We start from the raw sequence: 11330 nt of genomic DNA, 5'->3' as shown, positions 1-11330 counted from the left end.
ATGATTTTAAATTTATGATCTCATTCTTTCATAACCATTTATTATTATTTTATTTATAATACTAGTTGCTATTTTTTGTTTTTTTGTTAATGCACTAATATTTTTATAATTTTTTATTTTTATAGAGGGTCTTATGATGTACATTTATGACGAAAATTCATAATAGAAGTTCTTATACTGTAATGCAAATTGCTATGTATTTAAGTTAATATCATAATTATGCTAAATAACGATTGGAATGTTTATTTTTATGTCAATGCTATGATTAAAAACAGAGTAAATTGATGAGAGATAAGATTATAAATCTTTCTGATATTGATTGGTTTTTTTCAGGATTTTTCTATATAAAACAAAGAAAAAGTATCTTAATTTTTTTACAGATAATAAAAAATTATATTTTATAAATATAAAGGATAATTATGATGTTAAAACTTGGATTTGTGATAGGGACGAGGCCTGAAGCTATTAAGTGCGCTCTTACAATTATAGAAATGCGTAAAGATGAACGCTTTGACCCAATTCTTATATCCACTGGGCAGCATGATGAGATGTTATATTCTACTCTTTCGGTAGCTGCGGCGGACTTCAATCAAGATGGAAAGTTTGACTTCGCAACTATTGCCTATTCGGTGCCAAATTATTTTTTCGCAAAACAAGCACGAATCGTTGTACATCTTAACCAGATCAAACGAGATGTTTCTGTAGGAGATACTGATGGAGCGTAGTTTAGCGGGTAAAGCAGTAATAATCACTGGAGCAGGTTCAGGTATTGGGCTTGCTGCTACCACGGAATTTTTAAATGCGGGGGCGTATGTTATAGGAGGGGATATTAACCTTGAGAAACTTTATGAGTTGCAGGGAGGGAAATACCTATTTCCTTATCAGTTTAATGTCAGAGATTCCTCAGATATTGATGGCCTTATCAATACAGCTATCAGTCAATTTGGGAAGATAGATATCCTGATTAATAATGCTGCATTAGTAGAACCGAGGAAAAGTTTTCTTGATGTAACCGATGACGATTGGAATTCTACAATCGAAACCAATCTGCTTGGCTACATCCGAATGGCCCGCGGTGTACTACCTTATATGTGCAATCAGAAAAAGGGTATTTTACTCCATATCGCTTCTGAAGCAGCACTAATGCCAAATTTGATTCTCCCTGATTACAGTATCTTGAAATCTTCAGTTCTAACTCTGTCTAAGGTGATATCAAGGGAGTTTGGCAAATATGGCATTCGATCTAATGTTATTTCTCCTGCTTTTATTCATACCTCTATCTACGATAAACCTGAAGGATTGATAACTCAGCTTGAACAAAAGTATAAGGTTGGACGTGAAGAGGCATTGCAACGTTATATTGAAGAAGTTGATATCGCTGTTGGTAGGCTAGGGAAACCTGAAGAAGTGGCGGTTTTACTCTTATTTTTGGCCTCAGAATCTGCTGCATTCATCACTGGGGTAAATTATTTAGTCGATGGCGGAGTGACTCCTTTTATCTAATTAAAAAAATAGGTTAAGACTCATTTTGCTTACAGAAGATGAATAGAGGGTTATATGAATATAAATTTAAAAGGGAAAATTGCATTAGTAACAGGTTCGACAGCAGGGATTGGATTAGCTATTGCTCAGGGTATGCATAAGGCTGGTGCTTCTGTCATTTTGAATGGAAGAAGTGAAGAGAGGCTCATACAGGCGGTTAATAAATTTGACTGCTTGGATCGCGTTTTTACTGTAGCTGCTGATGTTGGCACCAAAGAAGGCTGTGAACTCATTAACAAAAATTTTCCGGATATTGATATCCTGGTTAATAACGCCGGAATTTTTTCTCCTAAGCCAATTTTTGAAATTAGCGATGATGAATGGCTTAATTATTTTAATATTAACGTCCTAAGTGGAATTCGTTTGGCACGTTCATACATTCCACTAATGATTGGGAAACGATGGGGACGTGTGGTATTCATCTCAAGTGAGTCAGCCTTACAAATCCCGGTAGAAATGCCACATTATGGCCTAACCAAGACTGCTCAAATCGCAGCAGCAAGAGGGTTCGCACAAGCCGCTACTGGAACAGGAGTCACTGTCAACAGCGTTCTACCTGGACCCACTGAGAGTGAAGGGGTAGAGCGATTTGTCAGGGAACTTATCACGGATCCTACACTTTCAATGGAAGAAGCAGGAAAACGCTTTATTGAAACAGCACGCCCTGCATCGCTGCTGGGGCGGTTAGCCACTGCTGAAGAAGTGGCTAATGCTGTTCTCTTTTTAGCTTCACCACTAGCGTCTGCAATAACAGGTACTGCCCTGCGTGTTGATGGTGGCGTCATTCAAAGTATTTTGTAAGGTGGCAGGAACAAGTCGGATGATGATCAGTTTACCGGCTTGTTCAGTTATTTATCCCACGGGGGAATTTTCCATTCCTCGGTGAGGAACTCGATGAAGCTTTTGATGCGTTGTGGAACAGGCCGTTTCCCGGCTCTCACTAGATTAATTGGAGAGGTTTCTTCTTGCCATTCTGGCAGTACCCGGATGAGTTTTTTTGCGCGAATTAAATCTACTACATCCCATGTTTCTCGAAGTGCTATACCTAAACCGGCTGTACACCAAGTTCGCAAGACATCACCATTATTAGCGATTAAATCACTTGAGAGTGAGATAGATTTAGTGTTTTCCCTATCGTGAAGTGACCATATTGTATTCTTACTTCCAGAGGCGGAAAAAAGCAGGCAATGATGGTTAGCTAGCTCTTCTGGGTGCTGAAGTTCGCCATGTAGTCTGAGGTAATCAGGTGATGCGACTAAAATTCGTTTGTTATCTGTTAAGCGTCTGGCAATTAAACCTGAATCAGTTAAATTTGCGACTCTGATAGCTAAATCCATCTCGACCTTATAAAGATCAACAATTTTATCTGTCAAATGTAAGATGAACCCTACTGATGGATATTTTTTTCTAAACTCTGCAATTGCTGCCGCGACATAAGTTCGACCAAGCGGTACTGGCGCGGTAAGTCTAATCAAGCCTGTGAGAGATTCATTTCCATCCTTGGCAATTTCAGCCGCTTCTTCCACCAGTGTCAGCGCTGCCCTCACTTTTTCAGCGATTGCTTTGCCTTCAGGTGTAATGCGTAATGAGCGGGTACTTCGCACAAAGAGAACTATGCCAAGGTTTTTCTCCAGACGTGCAATCTGTTTACTGACAGTTGTGGGAGACAGTCCCAAGACTCGAGCGGTAGCAGTGAAACTGCCTGTGTCGATGATTCTGATAAATACACTTAGGTCTTCAAGGTTACGAAGTACCATTAGTGACGTCCTATCATAAGTTTTTATCCATTATGAATATTTATTGCACTAAATGGAAGCCTGATACTGATTACTTACTTTGAATTCAGGTTGGCGCGTTTTGAGCGTATAAGGAGAGTTTTTAATGCCATTCGTGATATACGTATTCTCGCTTTGTGCATTCGCGATAGGGTTTACGGAGTTCATCACTATTGGGCTGATATCTGTGATGTCAGTCAATCTTGGCGCAGATGTAACCAGTATCGGGTTAACGGTGACAGCCTATGCATTAGGTGTTGTGATTGGGGCACCTGTTTTGACGGCACTGGCATCTAATTGGTCGAGGAAACGCTTACTTCTCACCGCAATGTTGGTATTCACTCTTGGAAATCTGATAGCAGCCGCATCAGCAAACTTGGCTCTTCTTTTAGCTGCACGTTTGTTATCTGGTTTGGCACACGGGGTCTTTTTTGCTGTGGCTTCCGGTGTTGCGACTCGACTGGTTCCATCTGAACGTGCCGGAACAGCCCTCGCTTTAGTATTCGGTGGTGTTACTATTGCCATGTCTTTAGGGGTGCCGGCAGGAACTTGGCTTGGTAGTATATTGGATTGGCGAGTGATATTTTTAATTATCTCAGCCTGCGGGTTGCTGGGAACGCTTGGTATTGGATTTAAAATGCCAAAAGATGCCGGAGAACAGACTGTGAAGACATCTGCTAGCTGGCGCCATCTCACCATACTTTTTGATCGACGTTTGCTGGCAGGGGCGAGCGTTCCAATGCTCTCCTATACCGCTTCTTTTGCTTTGTACACCTTTATTACCCCTATACTACTGAGTATTACAGGAGTGAGTGTTGAAACAGCCAGTGGAGTATTGCTTGCTTATGGTATTGGCGCTGCTGTTGGTACGGTTTGGGGTGGGCGATTGACTGATCGACAAGGAATGGATCTCGCATCACTTATTCTTCTTGTCGGTATTGCGGTTGTGCTTGCCGCTATGAGTTTCAGTATGACCCATTCTCTACTGATGATTGGCTTGACGGCTCTACTCGGATTAGCTACTTATGGAGCAATTCCGCCATTGCAGTCAAGAATACTCATGCTAGCGAAACGTCACACACCTTATGCAATGGATATTGCGTCAGGAATGAATATCGCAGCTTTTAATGCTGGGGTCGTTCTAGGCTCTGTGATTGGTGGTGTGACAGTACGAGAGTGGGGATTAGAAACATTAACATGGGTAGGGGCAGTGACGGGTGTACTGGCCATCGTATCCCTTGTCTGGCAAATGGTTATTCCATCTATGCGTGAGCAACGTTCAATCCCTGAATCACGATAATTATTCCATTAAGTTCTCCCTCAGCATATTATTTGCCGACCTCTGTATTACAGGGTCGGCTTCAATCAATAGATTGAGGTGGAAATCCGTTACATCGCGTCAGTGAGGAATTGCAGAATATTTTATTTCGTATCAGGAATTTTTTCTAATGAAATTTATAAAATAAAGTCATTATTTGTTTTTATTATTTATTTAAATGATTTCACTAATGCTGATTATTATATATTTAATAGTGACGCTGTTTTTAATATGAATATTATACTTGTTTGTGATCTGTATCTTAAATTTTAACAAAATGTTAAATCTGGTTTGATCTTTGAAATTTGTATAAGTAATGTACAATTGTCTGATTGGTTCAGATAATCAAACTAGACCAAGGAGATAACTTATGAACATGAAAAAAGTAAGCAAGAAAAGTAATATTTATGTTGAGATGTTTATTAAAAAATGGGAATGAGAAAAGAGGAAGTAGAAACGTCGATTCCTTTAGTCTCGACTTCAAATATTATTAATATGATGAACGATTTGTTTGGTAAATATCCTGAATCTGTATTTTTGGTGGCAAAAGTTATTGAATCTCATGATTATGATGAAAATGAGGTAAAGATTGCTATTGATAATATTAACGAAACGTATAACCTTAAACAAGGCACGCTGGAACCTTTTTTTGAACACTCTAAGATAGATTATGAACTTGGACATTCTCAGCTTCTGGAAAAAGCGAAGTCATTAATTAACTTTAATGATGTTAATGAAGTTTCATATATTCTAAATGCAATCCATGATATTAAACATGCTATTGACTTGCAATGCTTAGAAATAGAGGAATATTATACAAAGCAAGGGAATTATATACCTCGACAACGAGTCGACTATTTCGGTGTTTAACATGATTCCAATATTGATTTCTGCTTTAACATCTGGTGTATCAATGGCAGTTTTTTTTACTGCCATTTCTTGGTTTGTAGAGGGAAGTTTTCATTCAACAACGTTAGTATCTATTGTTCTGTCATCAGGTTATATATTGACTTTTTTTATTCTTCCAAAAATAGGTTTTTTTATTGATTCAAACTCTGCTAAAAAAGCGTTAAATAATATTTATATTCTAGGTCTTTTAAATAGCGTTGTTTTTTTGTTTTTAACAAATATAAATTTGAATGAAATTGTTCTTATAGCCACCGTTATTATACTTACAAGTATATTTACATTCATTCGCTCATCCGATCAGGTAATAAGAGCAACTTACATAAAAAGAGTTGTCTCTAGCGAAGATATTTATAAAGCTAATAAAAATCTTGAATTAATTAGGCAGGGAATTACATTTCTGTCTGGCGGTGTAGCCTTCTTTATTTTAGAAGATAAATCGATAAGTAATGTCTGTATTGTAAGTATTTTTTGTTTTTCTATTTCTCTATTTATAAATATTTATGTTAAAAAAGATAATGCAGATAAATTTGAATGTGTTATTGATAATAATAGTGGAATTAAAAATACTTATAAAATAGGATATGGTTTCTTTAATGGTGAAGTAAAAAGGCACGTTGTTCTGTTGTCAATATTTCCATATATTTGTGTCGTATCATTAAATTCAATATACCCTGCTTTGTTTAATGTTATAAATGCGCAGATACAGTATTACGCGCTATTAGTTGTTCCATATGGGGTAGGGGCTATAATGGGTAGTTTGATTGGCTCAAAGCAATCATATTTGTCACTAAAAAATAACTATATCATATTCGGAACTATCTCTATAATAGGTCTTTTTTTACCTGTTTTTTTTAATCACCTTTATTCTGTTTATTTGTGTCTTTTTCTAATTGCTTTAAGTCACTCACGTATTCGGGTAATAAGAAATACAATTATTATGAATGAAGCAGGTAATCAAATTCTAGGAAGATTATTATCATTCAATGAAATGATATTTATCACTCTTTCTGTTGGACTGAGTATATTGCTGGGTGTATTGTCTGATTCTCTAGGTTTTTGGGTTGCATGGTTTATGGTGATTTTTTTGAATGTGACTGTGTTATTTTTTATCCTTCTTTCGAAGGATAAAAAATAGGCTTATGATGTAAGCGCGTTACTTTTCACGAAAAGGAGTCTGAACTGTGTTAGGTAAAATCCACTCCCATTTGGTCATTCAAGGGCCAACATTACTGCGTCTTTCATTGAAGGTGACTCCTTTTGCTTTACCGCGTCAGGTGCTGGAACAACTGCTTGGCTGGCAGTTCCACGAGGCATTGGCTGAGGGAGAACTGGCGTTTTTGGAGTCTCGCAGGGAAGATCCTGATACACTGTTTTTTCAGCATCGTTTAAGGATTGAAGGAAATACAGAATTGGGACTGCATGTGAAAAATTTGGTGGATTCCATTAAGCTGGGATCCATGCCATCCATTCTCCGCTTGGGTTTATTGAGTCTGGCTGAATTTATCAAAGCGGGACAAAAAGAGGGCGTTGATCAGCACGATCGCGCATTATCGTCATGTTAATCAGGGTCGAAATTCCGGTCGATGCCATGGGTATTGATCGCTTGTTACGTCAATCCTTTGAGACATCGGCAGAAGCTGAGTTAGTTCATCGATTGAGAGAAGATGGTCTGTTGACGCTGGGTGTTGTTGCGACTGACGATGAAGGTCATGTGATTGGCTATGTCGGTTTCACGCCTGTTGATGTCAATGGTCAGGATCATCAATGGGTTGGGCTAGCACCATTAGCGGTGGCTGAACCGTACCGTCGTCAGGGAATCGGTGAAAAATTGGTTTATGAAGGGCTGGATAGTCTAAACGAATTTGGCTATGGTGCGGTTGTTGTATTGGGGGAGCCTGCGTATTACCGCCGTTTTGGTTTCAGGCTTGCCAAAGAATACCAATTGCATTGCCAATGGCCTGATTGTGAGGATCACTTCCAGATCTACACGTTGGCGGATGTCTCACTGGAAGATTGTCACGGTCTGATTACGTATTCTGACCATTTTGATCATGAGTGATGACTGACTGAGCTATTTTTGGCACCAACATCTCAGACAAATAGGTTGCTATACAGACAGGTTGGAGAGTGACCAGCCTCTCTTTTTGCTTTTTACTGAGTTTCTTCACGCGATATTCCAATTTCAGGGCCATGCCTCGATCTTCCACCAAACTGTGGTAGACCAATGTTAATGGCCCTTTTCCTTTTAAGGCTTTGGCGCCTTTTCCAGACACGTGCTGCATAAATCGACGGGCGATATCTGTGGTAATCCCAGTATACAGAGCGCTGTTTCGGGTTCTTATCAGATAGAGATACCAGTGGGTTGATTTCATATTCATTATTTATTTTAAATAATTTGCATGCTTTTATTACCCTATAAAATTTATTCATTATTTAGTGATAACCTGAATTATCATTTTTTATCATGATAACTTAATGAATTATTTTAAATTATATTCTATCTAGCATGGAATCACAGCATCATTTATTCAAAATAATTGAAATAGTATAGCAATAATTGCTAATTATCATTTTCATAAGAAGCGTATAACATGATCCACGTCACAGAGATAGCCCTCTTAATTTAAAAGTGAACTGAGGATCGAAAGATGAAAGCTGTAAAACATATCGTTGCTATTTTGGCATTAAGTGCTATTTCATTTGGCTCTATGGCTGCAACCGAAGTGCAATCTGCTAAAGGAGAGAAGGTTGGGGTTGTTTCAGTTACTGGTGCAGAGACACTGGATAGTCTGACCGCTGAGTTATCCAAAAAAGCTGATGAAGCAGGTGCATCATATTTCCGTGTTATTTCAGCAAATGGTCAGAATAAACTCAGTGGAGTTGCTGAAATCTATAAATAATTTATAGTGCATCCATACTGACCCTGCATGATTATATAAATATCGGAACACGTGGCTGGCTGAATATCCAGTTGTGTTCTGATATGAATAGGTAAATATAATAGGTATGGAACTATATGGAATTAAATGAAAAAATCTTAACTATTCGCCGATACCTCACCAAACAACATGTTTTCACTCTCTGCACTTCCTCACCACAAGATCTATGGTGTGCAAGTTGCTTCTATGCGTTTGATGCCGAGAGTATGGCATTCTGGTTTATGACCGAACCGGATACCCGTCACGGCCAGATGATGCAGCAAAACCCAGTAGTTGCCGGCACTGTCGCAGGGCAAACCCGTAACATTGCCCAAATCAAAGGTATTCAATTCCGTGGTGAAATCACCCCGCTGACAGGCGAAGCCGAAACTCTTGCCAGAGCACGTTATTGCCGTCGTTTTCCCGTCGCCCTCGCTGCAAAATCCCCTATTTGGCGACTCAGCCTGAGTGAAATCAAAATGGTGGATAACACCCTTGGTTTTGGCAAAAAACTGCATTGGCAGCGCTAGCGTCAGCGTAAAAGATTGTTCTAAGACAAAGCAAGAGGACGTTATTTTGCCGCGCTGATGGCAGGTAAGATCGAGGAAATAACAGCCCTGATACTGCAACTATCAGGGCTGAGAGAGCAGAGAATTAGCTGCGAACCGCAATGGCTTCGATTTCGATTTTCACGTCTTTTGGCAGACGGGCAACTTCAACACATGAACGAGCAGGGAATGGCGCGTTATGTTCATTGAAAAACGCTTCATAAGCTGCGTTTACGGTGGCGAAATCATTCAAGTCTTTGACAAATACCGTCGTTTTCACGATATCAGCCACTTTCAGACCAGACTGTTCGATGATCGCTTTGACGTTCTCCAGAGATTGGCGAGCTTGGGCGGTAATGTCTTCAGGGATGTCACCGGTTTTTGGATCAACAGGGATCTGGCCGGAAGTGATAACCATACTGCCCAGATCAACACCCTGAACATAAGGGCCGATTGCTGCTGGTGCATTTTCGGTATGAATGGAACGTGACATGAGAAACTCCTGTTTAACGTCTGAATGAAAAAATGTGAGAGCCAACCATTATAGTGACCTCCAGTCCTGCTTCAACTGATACAGGACAGCTTATACCCTTCATCTTGAAATCCCTTGGGTATAGGGCTCATCTTGGCAGAATGCTAATCGTTGTTAATGACTGCCTGACGGTCAAATTCTTTCTCACAGTATTTGCAGCGAACGATCACATCGTCGGCGGTGGGTATGACATAAAAGCTGCTCTCAACGGGTTCATTGTGACTGATACAATTACTGTTCGGACACACGAGAATACTGTCTATCTGCTCTGGCAGGTTGATGGGTACCTTCTTCACGACCTCGTAATTTTCAATATTATTGACGGTGGCATGGGGAGCATACATCGCGAGCTGGTTCGCCTGCTGTTCTGTGAGAAAAGTATTTTCAATCTTGATCAGGTCTTTTCTGCCCAGTTGATTGGAAGGCAGGTTCAAGCCAATGGTAATGCGCTGATCTGTTTCTGTGAGTTTGAACAGGGACAATAATTTGAAACCGATGTGAGCCGGAATGTGATCGATAACGGTGCCACATTTAATGGCTTCTACTTGTAATTGATGGTCTTGGGTCATATTGTGTCATGAATACCGTTCAGGTATTCCTCCTCAGGGTATTAGGGGATCAAGGGCATGTACCTATTCTGTCACATAAGATTTGGCATTTCACCCTGCATAAATCGGTCTTTGACGCATCCAGCGATACCTTGTTTGAGCCGTGAACGATAGCGGATGGAATGAAAAAATATTAATTAAAAGCCTCACTTACTTGTCTCAATAATATAAGTAAAAAATACATGAAGGATTATTATCTATTTAATTTAATAGACTATTTTAGTTATTTTTTCATGCAGAAAATAAGAATTGATGGGACGTATTTTTGTTGCTAATCTGTAAAGGTGTTGTTATTAATTGTAAAGTTAAACTAATGACTTAATTCGTATTTTTTAAATAACAAATAAAAACCCTATCCATTCGAATATGACAATATAAGGGCGAATATGTTTCTATCTATTGCTATAGAAAATAACACCGTGGATAAAATCGCTGTTGAAAAACTTTTTGATTGGGAAGTGATTAATGGAGTACCTATCAATGAATGTCATGAATCTTTAGAAATAATTACTGATACAGATAAGTTAAAACAGCAATCTGCTTATTTTTTTGCTGATATAAAAGGTTCCATTGAATATTGCACCGTAAGAGAAAGTGTCGCCCGAAAATTAGTGATGGCATCACAACTGCTACCTCCTCATTTAGGGCTTTTGGTATTAGATGGCTGGCGTTCGCGGGAAACTCAGCAGGCATTACAGGAGCAAACACAGGTAAAAATAGCTGACCAATATCGCCATTTATCTGTTGAAGAACAGAAGGCACTTTTGCAGCAGTTTGTGGCTCCTGCGCCTACGGAACAGCACCCAATCAGTCCCCATCTGACGGGCGGTTCCGTGGATGTGACGCTATTTGACGTGGCATCTGGCAAGCCCCTGTTTCTGGGAACTGAATTTGACGAAGTGACTGAGCTGTCTTATACGGCGGCGTTAGAAAAAGAACCTGAAAAAAATATGCCGGCCACCTTATATCGTCGGCTATTGTATAACGCCATGATTCAGGTTGGTTTTACCAACTTACCTACGGAATGGTGGCATTATGATTACGGTAATTCTCTGTGGGCATTTTATAAAAACGATATTGCCATTTATGGTGCTGTGGATGGAACGCGAAACAGATAACAAAATCGTTAATTCTGTAATAAATGACGAAATAAAAATTATTTTATCGATTTGAACAACAC

16 protein-coding genes are annotated in these 11330 nt (G+C 39.3%); 12 read left to right on the top strand and 4 right to left on the bottom strand.

Annotated elements, in window-relative coordinates; genetic code table 11:
- Positions 1-422: 422 nt before the first annotated feature.
- The 3 genes from PSI22_RS14960 to PSI22_RS14950 are packed head-to-tail and all read left to right on the top strand — an operon-like array spanning position 423 to position 2343.
- A complete protein-coding gene (locus tag PSI22_RS14960; protein WP_273580445.1) occupies positions 423-725 on the top strand; it encodes an FG-GAP repeat protein in 303 nt (100 codons plus the stop codon).
- Complete coding sequence (locus PSI22_RS14955) at positions 715-1503, top strand: SDR family NAD(P)-dependent oxidoreductase (protein WP_273580444.1); 789 nt, start codon at positions 715-717, stop codon at positions 1501-1503. The genes PSI22_RS14960 and PSI22_RS14955 overlap by 11 nt, the downstream gene beginning before the upstream one ends.
- A 54-nt stretch (positions 1504-1557) precedes the next feature.
- Complete coding sequence (locus PSI22_RS14950; protein ID WP_273580443.1) at positions 1558-2343, top strand: SDR family NAD(P)-dependent oxidoreductase; 786 nt, start codon at positions 1558-1560, stop codon at positions 2341-2343.
- A 47-nt stretch (positions 2344-2390) separates the two neighbouring features.
- On the opposite strand, the gene PSI22_RS14945 is transcribed toward PSI22_RS14950, so the two are convergent.
- Positions 2391-3299, bottom strand: a complete 909-nt coding sequence (locus tag PSI22_RS14945) for a LysR family transcriptional regulator (protein ID WP_273580442.1) — start codon at positions 3297-3299, stop codon at positions 2391-2393.
- 124 nt (positions 3300-3423) lie between these two features.
- Here PSI22_RS14945 and PSI22_RS14940 point away from each other — a divergent pair, with 124 nt between their 5' ends.
- The 5 genes from PSI22_RS14940 to PSI22_RS14920 all read left to right on the top strand — a co-directional run bounded on the left by PSI22_RS14940 (position 3424) and on the right by PSI22_RS14920 (position 7603).
- On the top strand, positions 3424-4617 hold the full coding sequence (locus tag PSI22_RS14940) for an MFS transporter (protein ID WP_273580441.1): 1194 nt from the start codon (positions 3424-3426) through the stop codon (positions 4615-4617).
- 453 nt (positions 4618-5070) lie between these two features.
- The gene (locus tag PSI22_RS14935; protein WP_273580440.1) at positions 5071-5505 is read left to right on the top strand and encodes a hypothetical protein; all 435 of its coding nucleotides are present in this window, start codon (positions 5071-5073) and stop codon (positions 5503-5505) included.
- A 1-nt stretch (position 5506) separates the two neighbouring features.
- Positions 5507-6679 (top strand): MFS transporter, encoded by a 1173-nt coding sequence (locus PSI22_RS14930; protein ID WP_273580439.1) that lies wholly within the window; start codon positions 5507-5509, stop codon positions 6677-6679.
- A gap of 46 nt (positions 6680-6725) precedes the next feature.
- Entirely contained in the window at positions 6726-7106 is a 381-nt protein-coding gene (gene ubiT / locus PSI22_RS14925; protein WP_273580438.1) for a ubiquinone anaerobic biosynthesis accessory factor UbiT, read from the top strand.
- Positions 7100-7603 (top strand): GNAT family N-acetyltransferase, encoded by a 504-nt coding sequence (locus tag PSI22_RS14920; RefSeq protein WP_273580437.1) that lies wholly within the window; start codon positions 7100-7102, stop codon positions 7601-7603. Before ubiT ends, PSI22_RS14920 begins: the two co-directional genes overlap by 7 nt.
- Here the strand turns inward: PSI22_RS14920 and PSI22_RS14915 are convergent.
- The gene (locus PSI22_RS14915; protein WP_273580447.1) at positions 7572-7916 is read right to left on the bottom strand and encodes a GIY-YIG nuclease family protein; all 345 of its coding nucleotides are present in this window, start codon (positions 7914-7916) and stop codon (positions 7572-7574) included. The two genes, PSI22_RS14920 and PSI22_RS14915, sit on opposite strands and share 32 nt — an antisense overlap.
- Positions 7917-8192: 276 nt before the next feature.
- Between PSI22_RS14915 and bhsA the strand changes: the two genes are divergently transcribed.
- Positions 8193-8444, top strand: coding sequence for a multiple stress resistance protein BhsA (gene bhsA / locus PSI22_RS14910; protein ID WP_273580436.1), 252 nt, complete (start codon positions 8193-8195; stop codon positions 8442-8444).
- A 116-nt stretch (positions 8445-8560) separates the two neighbouring features.
- Complete coding sequence (locus PSI22_RS14905) at positions 8561-8992, top strand: YhbP family protein (protein ID WP_273580435.1); 432 nt, start codon at positions 8561-8563, stop codon at positions 8990-8992.
- A 124-nt stretch (positions 8993-9116) separates the two neighbouring features.
- On the opposite strand, the gene ridA is transcribed toward PSI22_RS14905, so the two are convergent.
- Complete coding sequence (gene ridA, locus PSI22_RS14900; RefSeq protein ID WP_038191701.1) at positions 9117-9503, bottom strand: 2-iminobutanoate/2-iminopropanoate deaminase; 387 nt, start codon at positions 9501-9503, stop codon at positions 9117-9119.
- A 143-nt stretch (positions 9504-9646) separates the two neighbouring features.
- Positions 9647-10111, bottom strand: coding sequence for an aspartate carbamoyltransferase regulatory subunit (gene pyrI / locus PSI22_RS14895; protein ID WP_038184721.1), 465 nt, complete (start codon positions 10109-10111; stop codon positions 9647-9649).
- A gap of 8 nt (positions 10112-10119) precedes the next feature.
- Between pyrI and PSI22_RS14890 the strand changes: the two genes are divergently transcribed.
- On the top strand, positions 10120-10257 hold the full coding sequence (locus tag PSI22_RS14890; RefSeq protein ID WP_273580434.1) for a hypothetical protein: 138 nt from the start codon (positions 10120-10122) through the stop codon (positions 10255-10257).
- A 279-nt stretch (positions 10258-10536) separates the two neighbouring features.
- On the top strand, positions 10537-11268 hold the full coding sequence (locus PSI22_RS14885) for a M15 family metallopeptidase (protein ID WP_273580433.1): 732 nt from the start codon (positions 10537-10539) through the stop codon (positions 11266-11268).
- Positions 11269-11330: the final 62 nt, after the last annotated feature.

The sequence above is a fragment of the Xenorhabdus aichiensis genome, from assembly GCF_028598775.1.
GTDB classification, from domain to species: Bacteria; Pseudomonadota; Gammaproteobacteria; order Enterobacterales; family Enterobacteriaceae; genus Xenorhabdus; species Xenorhabdus bovienii.
This window is presented reverse-complemented; position numbering and strand designations above follow the sequence as displayed.